This is a genomic window from Flagellimonas lutaonensis (assembly GCF_000963865.1).
In the GTDB taxonomy this organism is placed as follows: Bacteria; Bacteroidota; Bacteroidia; order Flavobacteriales; family Flavobacteriaceae; genus Flagellimonas_A; species Flagellimonas_A lutaonensis.
Genome location: NZ_CP011071.1, coordinates 2,753,798 through 2,774,404, shown reverse-complemented (window position 1 = coordinate 2,774,404; position 20,607 = coordinate 2,753,798). Strand labels below are relative to the sequence as shown.

The window sequence follows — 20,607 nt, the reverse complement described above, 5'->3', positions numbered from 1 at the left end:
CTTGGACTGGAATGTTATTTGGATAATTGCTGATTTACCATTCGTTCGTCATTGATTCTATTTCTCAAAACGTTAATGTAGCGCAATGCCTCCTTGGTTCCATAGTCAGAGTACGATTTTGAGGCCCAATCAATGGCTGCCTCTAAATTGCCATTTATTTCATTGATAATCGCCATATTGTAACAGGCCCGACCAGCAATTTTGCCTTTAGGATTGTTCACATCTTGTTCCCATAATTGTGCGGCGCCCTCCCAGTCACCGGCCTGTGCCCTTCTGCGGGCCACGACAAAATTATCCGTGCCAGCAACAAAATAGTCCCTCAAGACTCTTCTACTTTTAGGCCTAGTATCCAAGCCATAGAGATTGCCAATGTAGGTACTGTTCTGCAAAACAGCCTCCTTTCTTCCAATTACCGCTTCCAAAGCTTTAACGGGATTTATTCCTTGTCCTGTAGAAGTTACTAGGTTGTTGGAGGCAAATTCATCCAAAATAACCTTTGTTCGTGGGTAATATACGCGCCAACCACTTTTAATAACAGTATTCAAAGTAACCTTTGTATGCGGTACCTTAGCCTTAACACCAATATTATTGGGAACCTCTACCAACGTGGCCGCAACATTGGCCTTTGTATCAGTATCAAAAAATTCCAAGGAAATCAACAAATCCACGTCGTTCTCACTACAGATTCTATCTACATCTTGCCAACTTAACGCAGCAGGAAATATCCCAAGACCTTTTCGTTGCACATTGCTGTTCTCAATAATATCAACCCGTTCATACTTCACAAATCGTGATAGCTCATCTTGTAAACCTGTAATGGCTGCCTCTGCCCCTTCTTTGTCAAGTTTAAGGCCTTCCAATGACAGAATTTTATCGATTTGGTCTATATTCTTATTTTCTTCCGAAGCAATACTTCGATTGATGATGCCAATCTTCATTACATCAGATGGAATGGCAATACGTGCCGGCTCCGGGGCACTTAAGGTAAGTCTATTTGTGGCACTGCACCCACCAAATAGCAATCCGATAAAGAGTAGTAATGTTATTCGATTTAATAGTTTCATATACAGAAGAAGTTAAATTGTTTTCCAATTTTTGTACGTCTCATAAATACTTGATTATTAACATATAAAAGAATTTAATATTGCATTTCGAATACTTTTCTCGACAAAATGCACCCTAAAGTCTTTTAGATTGATAGAAATGGGATAAACCGGCAATACGTTTTTTTTGAACCCTTCATGTTCCTTCAATTGCTAACACTTCTTTGTAAGCTTTGAAAATGCTATATTTACCTAACCTGTTTTTTAGTTTCGAAACTAAAATTACACTACATCAATGAAAATCTAATTCAATTATAAAGATGAGGAGAGCACTACTTTTAGGGATTTTAATAAGTGCAAGCATTACCCTTTCGGCACAAAAAATGAATACCAACAAAAAAGCTGTTATCGCCTCGGTGGAAAGCCATAAAGAAAACCTTATCAAAATCAGCGACTCGATTTGGGCACTGGCAGAGACGGCCTTTGAAGAAAACCAATCATCAAAGATTTTAGCTGACTATGCCGAAAAGAATGGCATGAAGGTAACCCGTGGTGTCGCAGACATACCTACCGCTTTTACAGCTACTTATGGTTCTGGAAAGCCTGTAATCAGTATTTTGGGTGAGTTCGATGCCCTACCCGGCATATCGCAAAAAGCACAACCGACCAAAGAACCGTTAAAGGACGGGGCTGCCGGACATGGGTGCGGACATAACATGTTCGGTGCGGCAAGTCTGGGGTCGGCCATCGCCATCAAAGAACTCATTGAGGCGGGAAAGTTAAAGGGAACGGTAAAATTTTTGGGTACTCCGGCCGAAGAAAAGTACTTTGCAAAAGTATGGATGGTTAAAGCCGGACTTTGGGACGACGTCGATGTCAACATCAGTTGGCACCCAGGTGCAAACATAGAAGCCGATGTACAGAGCGGGTTGTCGCTCATCGACTTTATTGTTGAATTCTATGGCCAGGCGGCACATGCTTCCGCTGACCCATGGAACGGCCGTAGTGCCTCAGACGCCCTCGAGCTCTACACCACCGGCATAAACTATTATCGCGAACACATCAGGCCCACCTCGCGCATCCACTATCACATTCAAGACGGTGGGCAGGTGGTCAACGTGGTGCCGGATTATTCAAAAATTTGGGTGCGGGTACGCGACCCAAAACGAAAAATCATGCTGCCCACTTACGAGCAGGTCAAAAAAATGGCCGAAGGGGCCGCCATTATGGCCAATGTAGATTATAAGATTTCACTGGTTTCGGGAATTTATGAGACCTTGGTGAACCGCGCAGGCGGAGAGATCATGCAGAAAAATCTAGAGCTGTTGGGGCCCATTTCCTATACCGAGGAAGAAATCGCCTTCGGCAAGGCCATTCAGAAGGCCACCGGAAAACCAGAGGTGGGCATGGATAGTGAAATAAAACCATTGCGCGAAACAGAAGAAAATCCGGGTGGAGGTTCTACCGACGTGGGTGATGTAAGCTGGAACGTACCCAACATCAACCTCAGTGTAACGGTAGCCCCGAAAGACACGCCATGGCATTCGTGGGCCGTAGTGGCCTGTGGTGGCATGAGCATCGGGCACAAGGGCATGGTCTACGCCTCAAAGGCAATGGCCATGACAATGGTCGATCTTTTTGAGAATCCGAAATTGGTAGAAAAGGTCAAGGAAGAATTCAAGACCCGCAAAGGCGATGAAAAATATGAGCCAATGATTGATGGCCCACCTCCCATCGGAGGCAACTAATCCTCTTAAAAATTGCTATGTTCAAATTATTCAAGAAAAAAACAGAACTCGAAAAACTACAGGACCAATACCAAAAGCTCATGAAAGAAGCTTTTGAGCTATCAAAAATAGACCGCTCGGCAAGCGATGACAAATACGCACTGGCCGACGAGGTACAAAAACGGATTGGGCAATTGACCAACGCCTGAAAAGGTCAAAAAGATAGGTTCGGGTGGTTGCGTATTGGTTGCTGCTTTACACGCCCAAAAGAAAGGTGCAATAATGCATCTGCCAGGTCTGCGGTTTTCATGCTGGCCACAATCAGAAACATAATTACTGGCGGCGTGGGTGGCCGTCATAGATGTTTTATTGGTAACTTGTTGATCATATATACAAATGGGCAACCCCGTTCTACAAACCTTTCCTTTGGGATTTCCATGGCAGACACAAGATCCGTTTCTGTTCTGTGTTTACCATTTAGACCATTACCCAAAAGGAAACGAGAACATGGGGCCCGATCCAAAGCTCCTCGAAGGGAGGAATTTGGGCAACGATTTTACCCTAAAGGATGGTTGGCGAATGTACCATGGGCATACGATACCCGGGTTCCCGTATCACCCTCACCGTGGCTTTGAAACCATTACCATTGTAAACAAGGGTTTCTGTGATCATTCTGACTCACTGGGTGCCGCGGCGCGCTTCGGCCAAGGCGATGTACAATGGATGACCGCTGGGCGTGGTGTGCAGCACTCAGAGATGTTTCCCCTGTTGAATACGGACAGCGAAAATACGCTGGAATTGTTCCAGATTTGGCTCAACCTTCCGAAGAAAGACAAATTTGTGGATTCCCATTTTAAAATGCTCTGGCACGAGGATATTCCCATTGTTAAGGAAGAAAGTGCTACCATCAAGGTTATTGCCGGCAATTACAGGGGCACCCAAGCCAATGATCCAGCACCCGATTCATGGGCGGCCAATCCTAAAAACGAAGTAGCCATTTGGAACATACATGTCGATGCCGAGTCTGAATACGTGCTTCCAAAAGCCAAGACACCGGTGACCAGAACCTTGTATTTCTACGAAGGATCGGAAATTTTTATCGGGGACAAAAAGATAAATCCCAATTTTGGCATCGCATTGGATGCTTCGTTGGAGGCAGAAATAACAATTGGGGGTAAAAACGCCCATTTTCTATTGTTGCAGGGCAAACCGATTGATGAACCCATTGCCAAATATGGCCCTTTTGTTATGAACACTGAAGAAGAGATACAACAGGCCATGAAAGAATACCGTACCACCCAATTCGGCGGTTGGCCGTGGCCTTATGCCGACAATGTACATGATAAGGAAAGTGGCCGTTTTGCCCAATACCCTGATGGGACTTTGATAAAAAAGCCGTAATTTAATAATGGTTTTCTTTAGATGTGCGATTGCCAATACCCCAGTTTCAGCAAGGTTATCTTTATATTTTTGTAAACGAAAACTTTAATCGAACCAATTTTTAGATAATTTTTAGATAATTTTTAGATATATCTGAAATAACTATCAAACCCGTACCGTTTATGCTTGATGTTTTGCGGCTCATGTTCGATTTTGCAATTTTGTCGGTGCTCGGTCTACTGCAGGTTGCGTACTACCCCAGTTTGAAATTCTTTCCGAGAAAAGAGCTGGTGACCTGGTTCAGAAATGGTGCAGAGAACATTGTGTGGATCATTGTGCTTCTGGCACCTGGGCAATTGGTCATTAGTGGCCTTCAATTGTTGGAGAAAATCAGTTTTTATACCGTTTGCTCTTTTGTTTCCATTGTACTCATGTGGGCCTATACCCTACAATTTACAATACGTTTTTACCGCAAAATTATAGCAGGTGCCGAGAACGCCCATGAAATGGCTGTTAAGCTGCTAGTGGCCAATCGTTTGAGAATTGTAGTGTATACCGTGCTTTTTTCGTGGACGCTATCAAGACTTTGGCACAAATACCCCTTTCAGACCGTGCCATAAGGCCCTAGCGCTTTTTACATTAAAACCAGTGGTTTTTTATTTAGGAAAATACAGCTTAAAGGTGGTTCCCACCCCCACAGTGCTTTCGACCTCAATATGCCCTTTCATCAGTTCCATTTGATATTTGGCCAAATAAAGGCCTACTCCGTTCGATTTGCTGCTATTGATAGTTCTGTATAGCCCAAATATCTTGTCTTGGTGCTTGCTCAAATCAATGCCCACTCCATTGTCTTCAATTGACAACACCGTATATTTTTTTGTCTCAGCCACATTAAAAACCACAACAGGGCTTTTGTCGTTTTGCCTAAACCTGATTGAGTTGGACAAGATATTTCCCAATATACTCTCCATATAGACCGGAACAACTTTCACCTTGACATCTTCCAATATACCGTTGAAAATTTTAACGCCCTCCTTTTTTATCAGCCCCGATAATTTTTGCTCAGCGCTAAAGATGAAATCATTTAGCGGCAGGCTTACCTTTTTCAGCCCCTTGTTCTCTCCAATGGCCACCATTTCTCTAAGTCCCCTGATTTCGCCCATTAGGTTCTCGGTGGACTTAAAGAGCAACTTTGTTAGGTTTTTACGCTCTGCATCCTCACTTTCTTTGTCCAAGAAGCCCAACAATAGGGAAATGTTCGTTGCATACGATTTTAAATTGTGTGATACCAGATGGTCAAAGTTGACCAGCTTCTTCAATTCTTCATTCTCATCAACAGCAGTTCTATCATTTTTCTTAGAATCAGTCTGAGCAACAGCTATGGTGGCCAAAATAACGTTTTGGCCCTCTGGTGAGCCCAACAGTTTTGCGTCAATCGTAATGGAAATCGGCCTTGATCCCGTTTTTGTGAAACGCGTCACAATGGCTTCCACCTTTTTTGTGGTGATCAATTCTTTGGCAAGTGGCAACCGTTGCGCTTTATCAAGTGACAAGAAACTTGCAAAGGGTTTATGAAATAGGTCATCTTTATCACTTCCGACCATGTGCAACAGTTGGTCATTGACGTTCATTATTTTACCGCTCTTATAATCGCAAACTGCCATGGCCACCGGAGCGTGGTAAAAAAGTTCTTCGTAACCCAAGGGCAAAGAGCCTTCTCGATCGGGTTCGGCACTTTTCTTTGGTTGAATCTCTTGTAGCGTGCCCAAAATGCGGGTACATTTCCCCTCTTTGAATTTTGGCCGCCCAATACTATTGACCCAAACGGTCTTGCCTTCTGCGGTTACTATCTGTACCTCCTCGTTCCATGGTTTAGCATTATTGATGGCCTCCTTAAAGGCATTCACCATTCGGTTGCGCGAATCGCCCTGTTTAAAGAAACCCAAGGCTTCTGAGTAATTTGGTGCATATTTTTGCGAAACGCCATGTATTTCTTTCACCTTATCAGACCAAAAAAGTCTATCGGAGGTCAAATCATATTCCCAACTGCCAATTTTGGCGATCTCGCTTTTTTGGTGCAGCAGGTGCTGGGTTCGTTTCAAATCGAGCTCCAAGCTTTTGCGCTCAGAAATTTCCTTTACATTAATGACCACCCCGATATTATTTCCGTAGCCATCTTTCCATGGGTTTAGATACCATATTTTTTCATCCATGCCTCCATCGGGCAAAATGGCACGCTGCATCAGTTGAATGTCTTTCAGTCCGTCAAGGGCATATTCGAGACGCGTTTTAAGTTCATCGCCTTGGTCTTTGAATATTGAAAGTATGTTTTTACCGTTCAGTTCTTTGTTTGTTTTCCCTAGTTGAAAACTCTTGTGCCAACTATCGGATGCGGCAACAAAGTTGAATTTCGAGTCTAGCAGCGCAATGGCCGAGCCCATGTGTTCGAGCCATTTGGTGGAATTGTTTTCTTGGGTAATTTTGGATGACATTGGATGAATCTTTAGAATTTTCCTACAATTTTTGTAATTAATCTATACAGCTTCAATCTTTGTTGTGTAAACTTTCAAAAGTGTGGTGAGCACAACGATAAATGTAGTTACACTATTACCGATTTGCAGTTCATCGATCCAAAAGACCGAACCAAAATCTCACAGAAAAGGCTAAAAAAGAGGGAAATAGCGTCAAACGCCTATATGAAAAATGTGCTTAAATGCGCTCAATACGAGCCCCAATATTACGAAGTCGCTCTTCAATATTCTCATACCCCCTATCGATCTGTTCTATGTTGTGTATGATGGAGGTGCCTTTTGCAGAGAGTGCCGCAATTAGCAAGGAAACACCTGCCCGTATGTCGGGTGACACCATTGTTGTGGCCTTTAGGGTAGATTTAAAGTCATGCCCGATTACGGTGGCCCGATGGGGATCGCACAAAATGATTTTTGCCCCCATATCGAGCAGTTTGTCAACAAAGAAAAGGCGGCTCTCGAACATTTTTTGGTGAATTACCACCTCACCTTTGGCCTGGGTCGCCACTACAAGCAAGATGCTCAAAAGGTCGGGCGTAAGCCCTGGCCACGGTGCATCGGCCAAGGTCAATATCGAACCATCTATATAATTCTGAACCTCATAACCATTGGTGTGTTTCGGTATGTAAATATCGTCGTCTTTCTTTTCAAGAGTGATTCCGAGTTTTTGAAAAGCATTGGGTATTTGCCCCAAATCCTTCCAACTTACATCTTTGATGGTCAACTCGCTCTGGGTCATGGCAGCCAGACCGACCCAACTACCAATCTCGATCATATCGGGCAGCATCGTATGCTCGGTACCACCTAAACTGTCGACCCCTTCAATCGTCAAAAGGTTAGAGCCGATTCCTGAAATCTTTGCGCCCATCCTCAACAACATTTTGCAAAGTTGTTGCAAATAGGGTTCGCAGGCCGCATTGTAAATGGTGGTGGTACCTTCGGCCAAAACCGCTGCCATTACAATATTGGCAGTACCGGTAACCGAGGCTTCATCCAACAGCATATAGGTGCCTTTCAGTTTCTGTGCCTCAACACCATAAAAATGTTCTTCGCGGTTGTACCTGAATTTGGCCCCTAATTTTATGAACCCTTCAAAGTGGGTGTCCAATCTTCTACGGCCAATCTTATCGCCGCCCGGCTTGGGGATATAGCCTTTGCCAAACCGTGCCAATAATGGACCCACCAGCATAATGGACCCTCTGAGACCGCGGCCATCTTGTTTGAACTGCTCTGTTTGAAGGTAGTCCAAATCAATATCATCCGCCTTGAAGCTATAAGTACCCTTGCCCAACTTTTTGACCTTGACCCCAAGATTTTTTAAAAGGTCAATCAATTTGTTGACATCGATGATATCGGGTATGTTGTTAACGGTGACCTCTTCAGGTGTCAACAGAACGGCACAGAGTATTTGAAGTGCCTCGTTTTTGGCTCCCTGAGGAATTATCTCGCCATGAAGCTGGTGGCCACCCTCAATTTTGAATGTTCCCATAAAATGTAACTCTTAAAACCTTTTCTTGCGATTGTTTCGCTGCCCTTTTTTATTGGTAGGGCCCCTATTCGGTTTTTGGATTCGGTTCTTCAAGAATTGATTGCTTTCGGTAAGGTTTTCACCATCTGGAGCCAGGTCAATCTCCCCGTTGCTCAACTCTTTCAGGTGTTTGAAAATTACAGCATCTTCAACAGTGTCTTTGTTCCAGTTGAGATAACACTTTTTCATGTGATTGGCAATGGCATATTCAAGGCCGTCGCGCATATCGCCCTTTTCCCAGCTGACCGCCACGTCGATCATCCTTTTAATATTATTTCCGTAAAATCGGTATTTAGGATGGTTTTGCGGATATTCCAAAGGATCTGGCCTTTGTTGGAGCAACTCTTTCGAGGGAATAGGAAATGGGGAGTCCACGTCCAATTTAAAATCGGCCATGATAAACAACTGGTCCCACAACTTGTGCTGAAAATCGGGAACGTCGCGTAAATGGGGCTGAAGGTTGCCCATTACACTAATGATCGCCTGGGCGACTTTGTTGCGCTCGTCCCTATCCTCAATGGAGACCGCATGGTCAACCATTTTTTGAAAATGTCGGCCATATTCGGGAATGATAAGTTTTGGCCGTTCGGTATTGTACTCTAGGTTTTCTACTGGATTCAAATTAGGAAAGTTTATGATTAATTCGCTAAGGAAGTTAACGGGTGCAAAATAATAAAATTATACCAGTCGAAGGGTGTTAAAGTGAAATAACCCCTTCAATTGCCGAAACTTCGATATATTTTTCAATCACTTCATCAGGTCCGCTCAGATGCACCATGACAGAAATACTGGTATAGGTGCCCTTATTCGACAATTTAGACTCGATAACGGCCCCCGTATTGTCAAAGATCCTGTTGATACCTTCAATCTTTTCCTTATCGGTGGGTACTATGAATTTATAAAGGTAGTTTGAGGGCCAATCGGTGTCATCGATCAATTGTGCCCGTAAGCGTTTATAGAATTCTTCGGATTTGTTCTTTTCCATCAGGTTATTTTTTGCAAATATATTCCATGCTGCGCATTTTTCTGGCTTAACGTGATTTCATTACTTTGTGGCAAACTTACGAAGTGAAGCAAAAAAGAATCGTGGTGACCGGTGCACCTGGCACCGGTAAGACCTCTGTGATCAATAGCCTTGAGGCCAATGGTTATCGGTGCTTTCATGAAGTAATCCGTTCAATGACGGCGAAGGCCAAAAACAAGGGATCAAAAAAGCCCGTGTCGAACCCCTTGATGTTTGTTGAAGATCCTCTTCAATTCAACAAAAATTTGCTGTCGGGTCGGGTACAACATTACATGGAATCAAAAAATGCTTCGGATACCATTCTTTTTTTTGATAGGGGAATTCCCGACGTGCTCGCCTATATGGATTTTTTCGACCAGCCATACCCCGCTGAGTTTGAAGAAGCATGCAGAAAAAACCAATATGATTCGGTACTGATCTTGCCCCCCTGGAAAGAAATCTACGTTTCAGACAACGAACGCCTTGAAAGCTATGATGAGGCCGAGAAGCTGCACGAACAGCTGCTTGATACCTACCAAAGATTTGGTTACGAACCGATATTGGTGCCTAAGACATCGGTACAAGAACGGCTCCATTTTATAATCGAAGCCTTTAACTTACAGTAGTGCAAAAAAATCCCATTGAAATATTAAAGCAATACTGGGGCCATAGCAGTTTCAGGGGATCACAGGAAAAGGTCATCAACGCGCTGCTTCAACAGAATGATGTTTTGGCCCTGATGCCCACCGGGGGAGGCAAATCGATTTGCTACCAGGTACCGGCCCTGTCGATGGATGGTATCTGCGTAGTGGTTTCACCATTGGTATCGCTCATACAAGACCAGGTACAACGACTCAAAAGACTGGGCATAAAGGCCATTGCCCTAACAGGAAGCTTGAAACCGGAAGAACTGATAGAGCAGTTCGACAACTGTCTGTATGGGGGCTATAAGTTCTTGTACCTGTCGCCCGAACGATTGCTACAGCAGCTGGTGCGTGACCGTATCAAAGAAATGAACGTCTGTTTGATCGCGATTGACGAGGCACACTGCATCTCTCAATGGGGCCATGATTTCAGACCTGCCTACCTACAATGCCATGAATTGAAAAGATTGGCCCCCCAAGCCCCGGTAATAGCCCTTACCGCTACCCCAACCGCAACTGTGGCCAAAGACATCGTTGAACTTCTTGAGCTCGATAATCCCATCACCTTCAAAGATTCGTTGGCCAGGGAGAATATCACCTTTTTTGTTAGGGATGTGGAAGACAAAAGATATCACCTTCTACAATTGGTGGGCGAAAATGACCAAAGTGGAATAGTTTATGTGAACACCAGAAGGGCAACGATCGAATTGTCAACTTTTCTTAAAAGTAAGGGCTGTCGTACGGATTACTTCCACGGTGGACTTTTACACCACGAAAAGAAAAAGAAATTAGAAGACTGGTTAAACAACGAGACCAAAATAATGGTTGCCACCAGTGCATTCGGCATGGGGGTCGACAAGGCCGATGTTAGGTTTGTTGTACACCACCATATACCCGATAGTCTTGAGAGCTACTTTCAAGAAGTGGGCCGGGCAGGCCGCGACGACCTGCCCGCTAAAGCCGTGCTATTGACGAATGCACATGATAGGCTACAAGCCAAGAAACAGTTTTTGGGGAGCCAACCCGATGTTCTGTTTATCAAGTTGCTCTATAAAAAACTGAATGCGTATTTTCAAATAGCTTACGGTGAGGGTGATGGACAGACCTTTACATTTTTGTTCAACGAATTCTGCCAACAATATCAGTTGAATACGCTTTTGGCCTATAACGGTCTTAGAATCTTGGACCAACACTCTGTCATCGCATGGTCCAATGCCTCCAGACAAACATCCACGGTGCAATTTTTGGCAAAAAAACATGAGTTGTTCAAATACCTCGACAAAAATCCCTCTTTGGAAGGGACCATCAAATCGATATTGCGCACATATGGGGGCATTTTTGATTATGAAACCCCCATCAACACATCGCTCATCGCCAAAAAAAATTCCCTCACAGAAGATAAGGTTGATAGCCTATTGCAAAAATTGCACAATGATGGCATTCTGGCCTACAATGCCTCAAAAAGTGATATGGAACTGACCTTTCTCGTGCCACGGGAAGATGACAAGGTTATCAATGTCTTTGCCCACAAACTTAAAGATCTGAACAAGAACAGGCAACGCAGGTTTGCTGATATGCTCGCCTATATAGACAATAAAGAAAAATGCAGGGCCCAGTTTTTACTCGAATATTTCGGCCAAACAGCGACAAACCCATGTGGTCAGTGCGATATTTGTCAAAAAGACCAAAGACGACCGACCCAAAGTTTGGCGAAGGCGAAAAAAGAGGTATTAAGGCATTTAAAACAACGGTCCTTATCTTCCAAAGAATTGGCAAACCATCTAAATTACAGCGAAAAAATTATCTTGGAATCCATTCAAGAATTGCTCGATGAAGAAGAAATAATGATAAACACTAGAAACCAGTATGACATCGCAAAATAATGAAAAAGACCTACGGATTGTATTTATGGGAACCCCAGAATTTGCGGTCTCCAGTCTCAAAAAGCTGGTTGAGCGCAGACAACAAGTGGTAGGGGTCATCACTGCACCTGATAGGCCCGCTGGCCGTGGCAGAAAGCTACAGGAATCAGCTGTCAAGAAATACGCCAAGCAAGAAAAACTGCCCATTTTACAGCCAAGCAACCTGAAAGACCCATACTTTTTGAAAGAGCTTGAAGCCCTCAACGCCAATCTGCAAGTGGTGGTCGCTTTCAGGATGCTTCCGAAAGTTGTTTGGCAAATGCCACAGTACGGCACGTTCAACCTGCATGCCTCATTGTTGCCAGAATACCGAGGGGCGGCCCCCATCAATTGGGCCATCATCAATGGGGAGACCCAGACCGGGGTCACCACTTTTTTTATAGACGAGAAAATAGACACCGGTGAAATAATCCTGCAAAAGTCCACTCCTATCGGTCCCCAAGAAACGGCCGGCGAGCTACATGACCGCTTGGCGGCCATGGGTGCGGAATTAGTTCTTGAAACCGTTGAAAAAATAGCTGAGGGCAATGTCCAAACGACTCAACAAGAGGTGGAAGGAGAGTTGAAATTGGCCCCTAAAATATTCAAGGAAACTTGCCAGATTGATTGGCATGACCCTCTTGAAAGCATCCATAACAAAATACGTGGCCTATCGCCCTATCCCGGGGCATGGACTACCTTATTTGACCAAGGTGGGGAATTGACCTTGAAAATATACAAGGCGGTACCAGAACCCAGTGCTAGCGATCAACCCGTGGGCGCAATTGTTTTTGGCCCCAAAGAAATGAAGGTAGCCGTCAAAAATGGTTTTTTGAAGCTCAAGGAAATTCAACTTGCGGGCAAACGAAAAATGACCGTTACTAACTTCTTGAACGGACACGAACTGTCTAAAAAGGCTTATGTTCGCTAAAGTCGCACCAGCATTGGGCTGGCGAATTTCGCCCAAAACGCATGCTGGTTATCAACAAACGTTTCAAGTTATCAACAAAAATGGCAATTTCCCTTGGTTTTACTTGCTTCGCTGGCAAATCCCTATAAATTTGTTCAGCATTTAAAATTATTTTAACAACAATTAATTTTATTCCATTATGAACAAAACAGAATTAATCGATGCAATGGCTGCAGATGCTGGCATCACCAAGGCAGCTGCCAAAAAAGCGTTGGAATCTTTCCTAGGCAACGTTGAAAAATCACTTAAAAAAGGAGATAGGGTTTCTTTAGTAGGTTTCGGATCTTGGTCTGTATCTAGAAGAAACGCCAGAGAAGGTAGAAACCCACAAACTGGCCAGACTATTAAGATCGCTGCCAAAAATGTTGTAAAGTTCAAGGCAGGTGCCGAATTGAGCAACGCGGTAAACTAATATTCAGCGACAATATACATTGAAAAGCACTTCCTTCCGGAAGTGCTTTTTTGTTTGATACTTTTGCTTTTATAGGATATTATCTTACATTTAAAAGTCTCAATCATCGAAACATGGTCGGTTCAAAACCCAAAAAAGGAAAATTATTGATTGCGGAGCCCTCTCTTACAGGAGACGTTTCTTTCAATAGGTCTGTGGTGCTTTTGGCCGAGCACAACGAAGAGGGGTCGGTGGGCTTTATCCTAAACAAACCCTTGGAATATGACATTACCGAACTTGTTTCAGAGATAAACGTGCCCTTTAAGGTCTTCAATGGTGGGCCCGTAGAACAAGATAACCTGTACTTCATTCATAAGGTGCCCCACTTGATAGATGGCAGTATCGAGATTTCAGACGGAATCTACTGGGGAGGCGATTTTGAACGTATCATCGAACTCATCAACAACGGTATGATCACCGAAGACGACATTCGTTTCTTTCTAGGTTACTCAGGCTGGGCCTCTCTTCAGCTTGACCATGAACTCACTTCAAAATCGTGGGTAGTGGTCAACAATAAATATGAGAGCGATATTATTCGTAAACCCACCTCTGCCTTTTGGAAAGAAAAAATGTTGGAATTGGGCGGCGACTATTTATTGTGGTCCAACGCTCCTGAAAACCCTATTTTGAATTAGGCCAGTCTGGCCATCGCATTCAAGCGGCCCAATATTTTTTTGGCGACATCGCTGCCGTAGTTCTTTTTTCTGTAATCGGTCACCGGTACAATTCCCATTACTACATTGGTAATGAACACCTCGTCGGCCTTCTGTAACTCAAAAGGCGAAACCGACCTTTCAAGAATCTCGAATTCTTCTGACCGATGTAAGATCTCGATCAGTTTTTTCCTTAAAACACCATTGAGACACCCATCTGGTAAAGGCGGTGTTACCACCTCATTCTTGAACACCAAAAAAAGGTTGCCATTTATGGCTTCGACCACCTGCTTTTTATGGTTGAGCAACAAACAATTCTGGTAACCGTTCTCTTTGGCGAAAACACCTGCCACTACGTTGATGGCCTTGTTGGTACTTTTTAGGTTGGATAGCATATCGGCATTGACAAAGTAGTCTTTGAACAGTTCGACTCTATAGGTTTCTTCGTTGATGGCATAGAAAGGACTGTTCAGTTGCGAGGCCTCGATTACCCAAGAAACTTCATTTGTCGACGGAACATATAGCCCGCCATTTTTTCTAAAGACCGTCATCCGCACCCGGGCGGCACCGCTCCCATAATCCGCTTTGGATAAGGTTTTTTTTATTTGTTCCTCAATGAATTCCATGGTGAAATCCATGGGGATTTCCATTCGAAGAATGCGCATCGAGGCCATCAACCGAAAATAATGATCCTCTAAAAAAAACACCTTTCCGTTGACCACTCTCATGGTCTCAAAAAGGGCATCTCCGTATTTGAAAGCCCTGTTGCCTTGATTGAGAAAAACAGTTTCTTCTTCTAGCAGTTTACCGTTGAAATTGACCATAAAAAAGTCCCGATTTTATCGGGGCCAAAGATACTGTATAGAAATAGATTCATTATCAGGTTGAGCCCAGTACTTGCTTAAGGCTTGAAATCTGGTTTTTCCAAAGCATTTTGGCCTCCTCAAGTTCATCCTCTTCGGCAAAATCTGTTATGAACAACGAAACATCTTTGGTGATTTCGTCAACGATTATCCGCATTTCGAAAAAGCTATCATCTTCGTTTTCTTCCCAAGCAAATCTGACAAACTCGTCGCTTTTCCTTTTTAATAGTTTGGCACTTTCTTCGGCGCCATCCCATATAAAATTGAAGATTTCGCCTCGGGAGTTCACATTGTCGGCAAACCACTCAGAAAGCCCGGAGGGGGTAGAAATATATTGATAGAGCAATTGGGGTGATGACTGGATCACAAACTCAATTTCAAATTTTACCTTATCGCCCATATATGGTCATTTTTCTGTCGGCAATATATATGATTCGGTAATATAAAAAAATAAAAACCAAATAATAAAATTATATCCTTTTTTGATGGGCCAAAATTAACGTTTATATTTGCACCCGCTTTACGACCATGGCGAGGTAGCTCAGGTGGTTAGAGCGCAGGATTCATAACCCTGAGGTCGGGGGTTCAAGTCCCCCTCTCGCTACTCAAAGCTCTCGAAAATCGAGGGCTTTTTTTATTTGATAACATGGCTGAATTCGTAGTTTACATATTATACTCCGCTGAACATGACATATTCTACAAGGGGCATACCGCCTCATTGGTCGAAAGGTTTAAATCGCACAACGAACTAGCAAACAAGGGCTATACGGTCAAATTCAGGCCATGGAAGGTCATTCATGTAGAATTCTACAGAACCAAAGAAGAGGCACGGCAAAGGGAGAAGTACTTTAAATCAGGGGTGGGCAGGGCATGGATCAGAGAGCGCTTTGACCGGGAAGCAGGATTCATATCCGCCTGAGGCGGACGGGGGTTCAAGTCCCCCTCTCGCTACTCAAAGCTCTCGAAAATCGAGGGCTTTTTTTATGCATTGAACCTACTACATTTCATAGGTACTTCCCTTTCAGGTTTTCACCTTAGGTGCTGCCTCTTACAACGGCACAACTACAAATACCACCGTTTTTTGGCACACAAATCCAGTCCCCTTTAATAGGGTCAAAGCCGCTTTAGATTAATTTCAGCTATTCTGTTCTTTAGCTTTTGAACATTGTTACTGGTCGAAATTTTTTTGCTGTCCATACCGCTCTTTAAATATTGTACCCTGCTTATCAGGTTGTATTTGGCCACAACGTTGACAATACTTCCTACAACTAACTAATTAATAACTACAGACTATGTACAAAAAACTTCGTTACTTTTTAATGGTTGCCGGTGTACTGCTGACAAGCAGTATAATGGCACAGAACGTGACCGTCTCAGGTACAGTCACGGATGGAGAGAGTGGGGCTCCCCTACCTGGCGCCAACGTTATTGAGAAGGGTACCGCCAATGGTACCTCCACCGATTTCGATGGTAATTACACAATCACGGTTTCAGGGCCCTCAGCGATCCTAGAGTTTTCTTCGTTGGGCTTTACGTCAACAGAGGTTGCCGTAGGCTCGCAGAGAACGATCAATGTAACCTTGAATCCTGATACGGAACTGCTCGATGAAGTAGTGGTGACCGCACTTGGTATCAGAAAAGAGACCAAGGCACTTGGTTATTCGTTGACCGAGGTTGGCGGTGAAGAATTGGCAACGATCAAACAGCCGAATGCCATCAATGCGCTTCAAGGTAAGATTGCGGGTGTAAATATTTCACAAAACGCAACCGGTGCTGCCGGTTCAAGTAGGGTTATTATTCGTGGTTCCAGTTCATTAACGGGAAACAACCAACCCCTTTATGTGGTTGATGGTATTCCTATTAGTAACGAAAACAATGGCTCGGCCAGTCTCTGGGGCGGCAACGACGGAGGTGATGGCGTATCGAGTTTGAACCCTGATGAAATCGAATCTGTCAGTGTTCTTAAAGGGGGGGCCGCATCTGCCCTTTACGGATCACGAGCAGCAAACGGTGTTATATTGGTGACCACCAAAGCCGGACAAAGAAGACAAGGCTTGGGTGTTGAGGTCAGCAGCCAAATAACCTTTAACAGGGTAAATACAGATATACAAGATTTTCAGACGGAGTACGGTCAAGGCCGCTTCGGCAGAAAGCCTGCCAACCAAGAAGAAGCGTTCGACATTGGCCTTTCTTCTTGGGGAGCACGATTGGATGGCTCACCGGTAGTTCAGTGGGACGGGGTTGAAAGACCATACTCATATGTTGGAAGCAATCTGGACCACTTCTATAGAACGGGGACAACCTTTATAAACACCGTGGCACTTACCAGTGGCTCTGAGCAAATGAATTATCGTTTTGCTGCCTCTGACCTGACCGCAAATGATGTGGTTCCCAATTCAAAGGTGAACAGAAAAACCTTTTCTTTGAATGCAGGTGCCAATCTTGGTGAAAAGCTAACCAGCCAGGTTAATGTTAAGTATATATTGGAAGAGGCCAATAACAGGCCGAGACTTTCGGATGCCCCTGGTAACCCGAACTTCACGGTCTTGAACCTGCCTCCGAATGTCGATGTTCGCACTATGGATCCAGGTACCAACCCTGATGGTACTGAAAGACAATATTCTTCCAACACCTTTTCACAAAATCCATATTTCGCGGCGTACAACTTCAGAAATGAAGATGTTCGAAACCGTTTGATCGCTTCTACCACACTTCGATACGATATTACAGATTGGCTATACCTAACAGGAAGGGCCGGTATTGACCATTATACCATAAGGGGAACCTCGGTTGAACCATTCGGTACGGCTTACCGCCCCCTTGGTGCCATCAATGAAAATGAAACCAGGTACACCCAAATTGATGCTGATTTGATTTTGGGGGTCGAGAAAGATATTACCGACAAAATCGGGGCCGTTGCCTTTGTGGGTGCCAACAGCAACCATATCAAAGATGAGTTTTTAGGACAACGAGGAGAGAATTTTATTGTTCCAGGCCTTGAGGATGTTGGCAACACACAAAACCAATCAAGAAGCAGAAATTTCGGCGAACGAAAAATTGGTTCTGTTTACGGCTCTTTGGAGCTTTCTTATGATAACTGGGCCTTTATTACCTTTACGGGTAGAAATGACTGGTTCTCAACACTGTCTTTCCCTGGAAAGGAAACACCCAACGATCAATTCTATCCTTCGGTAAATGCCAGTTTGGTGCTCTCCGATGCATTGGATTTGCCAGAGCCAATAAGCTTCCTAAAGTTAAGGGGAGGGTATTCTGAAGTAGCCGGTGGGGCGCAAGAACCTTACCAGCTTGCTTTGACATACCAAATTTTCGGTCAAGGTCATTTAGGGCAGCCACTTGGTGGAATTAATGGAAATTCGGTGCCAAACGCAAATCTTGTTCCTTTCAATAAAAGTGAAACGGAGATAGGGGTCGATGCCAGGTTCTTTAACAATCGTTTGGGAATTGATATTGCATATTACACAAACAAGACCACCAATGACATCGTGCCAGTGACCACTTCAGTTGCTTCGGGGTATGGAAGCGCACTGGCCAACATAGGTGAAGTACAAAATAAAGGTGTTGAACTTTTATTGACCGGGACACCGATCCAAACAGCAGATTTTAGATGGAACGCAAGTTTTAATCTGACCTTTAACGAGGGAAAGGTGCTGGCAACCAATGAAGAAGAAGGGTCGATTGGTCTTGGAGAGCCACGAACACGGAATGTCGAGATCAGACAAATTGTTGGGGAACCCTATGGAGTTATTTATGGGGTCTCTTATGTAAGGGATGACAATGGCAATATCATTTACGATATAGACAGCGATGGGGTGCCCTTGGCTCAAATTGGTGAACGTAAAATTTTAGGAGAAGGTGTGCCCCCATGGATTGTTGGCTTTTCCAACACTTTTACCTATAAAGATTTTTCATTGTATTTCTTGATCGATGGTAAGTTTGGTGGCCAAATTTTCTCTGGCACCAATACTGTGGCTTATGGCAACGGACTTCACAAGGCAACTTTGGAAGGACGAGAGAATGGCCTTACAGTCTCTGGAATTGATGGGGCAACCGGCCAACCTTTTACCACAACTGTGGACCCTGAAAATCTTCAAACCTATTATGGCAGAATCAATGATATAGCAGAGCAATTTGTCGAAGATTCTGATTTTATAAGCTTTAGACAGTTGAGCATTGGCTACAGTTTGCCTCGAAATTTGTTGGATAGAACGTTTCTGCAAAGTGTAAATGTTTCGCTTATTGGCAACAACCTATTTTTCTTAAAAAGAAGTGTTGACAACATTGACCCTGAAAGTGCTTATAACGTGAGTAATGCACAAGGATTGGAATATTATGGTGTACCTTCAAGTAGGGGCTACGGAATCAGTCTAAACGCAAAATTTTAAAAAGTTAGTTATGAAAAAATCGATATATATTTTGGTATTCGCCTTTTTATTGGGCGCGTGCGACCAAGGGTTCGAAGAATTGAACGTGAACCCGTTAAAACCATCTCAGGTAGGTGTTGACACGAAGTTGACCGCCACACTTTTGCATACCTCTGGTGGACGTTATGAAAATTGGAGGGCCAACCTCATTTATCAATCGACCATGATGCAGCATATCGCTGCCCTACCAGGATATTGGTCAGGGGACAAATACCTTTGGAACATGGGCTACGCCTCTTCGTTGATGGACCGTTATTATGATAGTGCGGTGAAATCCATTGAAGACATGTTGGTACAATTAGACGAAGAAGGTGCCCCCGAAGAGATGAAGGCCATTACCAGAATATTACGGGTTTTTATCTACAGCAGGCTAACCGATCTTTATGGTGACATTCCTTACAGTGAAGCTGGCAAGGCGGTCATTGCAGGTATCCTAAAGCCCAAATACGATCCCCAGAGCGAGATATACGCCGATATGCTGAAAGAATTGGAAGAATCTGCCGCAGCCCTTGGCTCCGGTACTTCTGGTTTTGGTTCGGCCGATATTATGTTCAACGGTGACCAGGGCAAATGGAAGAGATTTGCAAATTCACTAATGTTGCGTCTTGGCTTTAGGTTGATTAAGGTAGACCCCGCCGGCGCCCAGAGTTGGGTTACAAAGGCCATAGCAGGTGGAGTCATGGAATCAAATGATGATATCGCCTACATACAACACCAATTGGGTCCAGAGGGAATAAACAAGAATGGCAATGGAGAAGTTTTCACTGCAGATGGCAACCCCAGAATGAGCAAGACCTTTATCGATTTCTTGCAAGCTGGAAACGATCCAAGGCTTCCCATTTTGGCAGCCAGAAGAGGGGATGGCAGCACCAATCCTGCTGATTTGATTGGCCTTCCAAATGGTTTGGATTCAAATTTATTGATGGAATCGACCGGTGAAGAAAACACTGACAATTATGCAGAACCAAGAAGGCCGTTGATCACGGCCGAAGACACCCCTATGTTTTTCCAAACATATGCAGAGGTAGAATTTTTATTGGCAGAAGCGGCAGTACGTTGGGGACTTGCTGGAGGTGATCCCGTACCACATTACAATGCCGGTGTGCGGGCGGCCATGAAAATGTTGGAATTATATGGCCCTGAGGCTGCCATAGCCGATGCTGACATCGATGCTTACTTAGCGGCAAATCCCTTTGACGCCGCCAACGCCCTAGAGCAGATAAACACCCAATATTGGGCAGCAACCTTCCTAAATGAGTATGAGGCGTTCGCCAATTGGAGACGTAGTGGTTTTCCGGTGTTGATTCCGGTGAATTATCCTGGGAATGTTACCAACGGAACCATACCGAGAAGGCTCACCTACTCCACCAGTGAGCAGAGCAACAATCTAGAGAACTATAACGAAGCTGTCAGCAGACAAGGTCCCGATGCGTTGACTACACGCGTATGGTGGGATGTTGAATAATCTGTTAGT

General features: G+C 44.1%; 19 protein-coding genes and 1 tRNA gene. 13 read left to right on the top strand and 7 right to left on the bottom strand.

Going from position 1 to position 20,607, the window contains the following annotated elements:
* Window positions 1–14: 14 nt before the first annotated feature.
* Window positions 15–1,064: a DUF6340 family protein gene (locus tag VC82_RS12830; RefSeq protein WP_045802722.1), complete on the bottom strand. Its 1,050-nt coding sequence runs from the start codon at window positions 1,062–1,064 to the stop codon at window positions 15–17.
* Window positions 1,065–1,363: 299 nt separating this feature from the next.
* Between VC82_RS12830 and VC82_RS12825 the strand changes: the two genes are divergently transcribed.
* The 4 genes from VC82_RS12825 to VC82_RS12810 all read left to right on the top strand — a co-directional run bounded on the left by VC82_RS12825 (window position 1,364) and on the right by VC82_RS12810 (window position 4,770).
* Window positions 1,364–2,791, top strand: a complete 1,428-nt coding sequence (locus tag VC82_RS12825; protein WP_045802721.1) for an amidohydrolase — start codon at window positions 1,364–1,366, stop codon at window positions 2,789–2,791.
* A gap of 17 nt (window positions 2,792–2,808) precedes the next feature.
* The gene (locus VC82_RS15590; RefSeq protein WP_045802720.1) at window positions 2,809–2,979 is read left to right on the top strand and encodes a Lacal_2735 family protein; all 171 of its coding nucleotides are present in this window, start codon (window positions 2,809–2,811) and stop codon (window positions 2,977–2,979) included.
* Between the two features lie 187 nt (window positions 2,980–3,166).
* Window positions 3,167–4,171 (top strand): pirin family protein, encoded by a 1,005-nt coding sequence (locus tag VC82_RS12815; protein ID WP_045802719.1) that lies wholly within the window; start codon window positions 3,167–3,169, stop codon window positions 4,169–4,171.
* Window positions 4,172–4,332: 161 nt separating this feature from the next.
* Entirely contained in the window at window positions 4,333–4,770 is a 438-nt protein-coding gene (locus VC82_RS12810; RefSeq protein ID WP_157518100.1) for a hypothetical protein, read from the top strand.
* 36 nt (window positions 4,771–4,806) lie between these two features.
* Here the strand turns inward: VC82_RS12810 and VC82_RS12805 are convergent, their stop codons facing one another.
* From VC82_RS12805 to VC82_RS12790, 4 genes are all read right to left on the bottom strand, one after another.
* Window positions 4,807–6,642: a PAS domain-containing sensor histidine kinase gene (locus tag VC82_RS12805; RefSeq protein WP_045802717.1), complete on the bottom strand. Its 1,836-nt coding sequence runs from the start codon at window positions 6,640–6,642 to the stop codon at window positions 4,807–4,809.
* Between the two features lie 217 nt (window positions 6,643–6,859).
* Window positions 6,860–8,167, bottom strand: coding sequence for a UDP-N-acetylglucosamine 1-carboxyvinyltransferase (murA, locus tag VC82_RS12800; protein ID WP_045802716.1), 1,308 nt, complete (start codon window positions 8,165–8,167; stop codon window positions 6,860–6,862).
* Window positions 8,168–8,179: 12 nt separating this feature from the next.
* Window positions 8,180–8,827 (bottom strand): DUF4290 domain-containing protein, encoded by a 648-nt coding sequence (locus VC82_RS12795; RefSeq protein WP_045802715.1) that lies wholly within the window; start codon window positions 8,825–8,827, stop codon window positions 8,180–8,182.
* Window positions 8,828–8,903: 76 nt separating this feature from the next.
* Window positions 8,904–9,191 (bottom strand): DUF493 family protein, encoded by a 288-nt coding sequence (locus VC82_RS12790; protein WP_045802714.1) that lies wholly within the window; start codon window positions 9,189–9,191, stop codon window positions 8,904–8,906.
* Window positions 9,192–9,274: 83 nt separating this feature from the next.
* Here VC82_RS12790 and VC82_RS12785 point away from each other — a divergent pair, with 83 nt between their 5' ends.
* The 5 genes from VC82_RS12785 (at window position 9,275) to VC82_RS12765 (ending at window position 13,810) form a co-directional block, all read left to right on the top strand.
* Window positions 9,275–9,835, top strand: coding sequence for an AAA family ATPase (locus VC82_RS12785; RefSeq protein ID WP_045803441.1), 561 nt, complete (start codon window positions 9,275–9,277; stop codon window positions 9,833–9,835).
* Window positions 9,835–11,736, top strand: coding sequence for a RecQ family ATP-dependent DNA helicase (locus tag VC82_RS12780; RefSeq protein ID WP_045802713.1), 1,902 nt, complete (start codon window positions 9,835–9,837; stop codon window positions 11,734–11,736). Before VC82_RS12785 ends, VC82_RS12780 begins: the two co-directional genes overlap by 1 nt.
* Window positions 11,720–12,685 carry a methionyl-tRNA formyltransferase gene (gene fmt / locus VC82_RS12775; protein ID WP_045802712.1) on the top strand — a complete coding sequence of 322 codons (966 nt, stop codon included), beginning with the start codon at window positions 11,720–11,722 and terminating at the stop codon, window positions 12,683–12,685. Before VC82_RS12780 ends, fmt begins: the two co-directional genes overlap by 17 nt.
* Window positions 12,686–12,863: 178 nt before the next feature.
* Window positions 12,864–13,136, top strand: coding sequence for an HU family DNA-binding protein (locus tag VC82_RS12770; protein WP_045802711.1), 273 nt, complete (start codon window positions 12,864–12,866; stop codon window positions 13,134–13,136).
* Between the two features lie 113 nt (window positions 13,137–13,249).
* Window positions 13,250–13,810, top strand: a complete 561-nt coding sequence (locus tag VC82_RS12765) for a YqgE/AlgH family protein (RefSeq protein WP_045802710.1) — start codon at window positions 13,250–13,252, stop codon at window positions 13,808–13,810.
* Here the strand turns inward: VC82_RS12765 and VC82_RS12760 are convergent.
* Both VC82_RS12760 and VC82_RS12755 read right to left on the bottom strand, forming a co-directional pair.
* The gene (locus VC82_RS12760; protein WP_045802709.1) at window positions 13,807–14,652 is read right to left on the bottom strand and encodes an aminotransferase class IV; all 846 of its coding nucleotides are present in this window, start codon (window positions 14,650–14,652) and stop codon (window positions 13,807–13,809) included. The two genes, VC82_RS12765 and VC82_RS12760, sit on opposite strands and share 4 nt — an antisense overlap.
* Before the next feature lie 55 nt (window positions 14,653–14,707).
* Window positions 14,708–15,091: an START-like domain-containing protein gene (locus tag VC82_RS12755; protein WP_045802708.1), complete on the bottom strand. Its 384-nt coding sequence runs from the start codon at window positions 15,089–15,091 to the stop codon at window positions 14,708–14,710.
* A gap of 130 nt (window positions 15,092–15,221) precedes the next feature.
* Between VC82_RS12755 and VC82_RS12750 the strand changes: the two genes are divergently transcribed.
* The 4 genes from VC82_RS12750 to VC82_RS12735 all read left to right on the top strand — a co-directional run bounded on the left by VC82_RS12750 (window position 15,222) and on the right by VC82_RS12735 (window position 20,598).
* Window positions 15,222–15,295: transfer RNA gene (locus VC82_RS12750), tRNA-Met, on the top strand.
* Between the two features lie 42 nt (window positions 15,296–15,337).
* Entirely contained in the window at window positions 15,338–15,610 is a 273-nt protein-coding gene (locus VC82_RS12745) for a GIY-YIG nuclease family protein (protein ID WP_045802707.1), read from the top strand.
* Between the two features lie 373 nt (window positions 15,611–15,983).
* Window positions 15,984–19,094, top strand: coding sequence for a SusC/RagA family TonB-linked outer membrane protein (locus tag VC82_RS12740; protein WP_045802706.1), 3,111 nt, complete (start codon window positions 15,984–15,986; stop codon window positions 19,092–19,094).
* 10 nt (window positions 19,095–19,104) lie between these two features.
* Window positions 19,105–20,598, top strand: coding sequence for a SusD/RagB family nutrient-binding outer membrane lipoprotein (locus VC82_RS12735; RefSeq protein WP_045802705.1), 1,494 nt, complete (start codon window positions 19,105–19,107; stop codon window positions 20,596–20,598).
* Window positions 20,599–20,607 lie beyond the last annotated feature (9 nt).

Bases quoted from the DNA above. Each gene is read 5' to 3' on its own strand.
- murA (WP_045802716.1), bottom strand. From the start codon at position 8,167: ATGGGAACATTCAAAATTGAGGGTGGCCACCAGCTTCATGGCGAGATA.
- VC82_RS12740 (WP_045802706.1), top strand. From the start codon at position 15,984: ATGTACAAAAAACTTCGTTACTTTTTAATGGTTGCCGGTGTACTGCTG.
- fmt (WP_045802712.1), top strand. From the start codon at position 11,720: ATGACATCGCAAAATAATGAAAAAGACCTACGGATTGTATTTATGGGA.
- VC82_RS12770 (WP_045802711.1), top strand. From the start codon at position 12,864: ATGAACAAAACAGAATTAATCGATGCAATGGCTGCAGATGCTGGCATC.
- VC82_RS12815 (WP_045802719.1), top strand. From the start codon at position 3,167: ATGGGCAACCCCGTTCTACAAACCTTTCCTTTGGGATTTCCATGGCAG.
- VC82_RS12735 (WP_045802705.1), top strand. From the start codon at position 19,105: ATGAAAAAATCGATATATATTTTGGTATTCGCCTTTTTATTGGGCGCG.
- VC82_RS12790 (WP_045802714.1), bottom strand. From the start codon at position 9,191: ATGGAAAAGAACAAATCCGAAGAATTCTATAAACGCTTACGGGCACAA.
- VC82_RS15590 (WP_045802720.1), top strand. From the start codon at position 2,809: ATGTTCAAATTATTCAAGAAAAAAACAGAACTCGAAAAACTACAGGAC.
- VC82_RS12830 (WP_045802722.1), bottom strand. From the start codon at position 1,064: ATGAAACTATTAAATCGAATAACATTACTACTCTTTATCGGATTGCTA.
- VC82_RS12745 (WP_045802707.1), top strand. From the start codon at position 15,338: ATGGCTGAATTCGTAGTTTACATATTATACTCCGCTGAACATGACATA.
- VC82_RS12755 (WP_045802708.1), bottom strand. From the start codon at position 15,091: ATGGGCGATAAGGTAAAATTTGAAATTGAGTTTGTGATCCAGTCATCA.
- VC82_RS12825 (WP_045802721.1), top strand. From the start codon at position 1,364: ATGAGGAGAGCACTACTTTTAGGGATTTTAATAAGTGCAAGCATTACC.
- VC82_RS12810 (WP_157518100.1), top strand. From the start codon at position 4,333: ATGCTTGATGTTTTGCGGCTCATGTTCGATTTTGCAATTTTGTCGGTG.
- VC82_RS12760 (WP_045802709.1), bottom strand. From the start codon at position 14,652: ATGGTCAATTTCAACGGTAAACTGCTAGAAGAAGAAACTGTTTTTCTC.
- VC82_RS12805 (WP_045802717.1), bottom strand. From the start codon at position 6,642: ATGTCATCCAAAATTACCCAAGAAAACAATTCCACCAAATGGCTCGAA.
- VC82_RS12765 (WP_045802710.1), top strand. From the start codon at position 13,250: ATGGTCGGTTCAAAACCCAAAAAAGGAAAATTATTGATTGCGGAGCCC.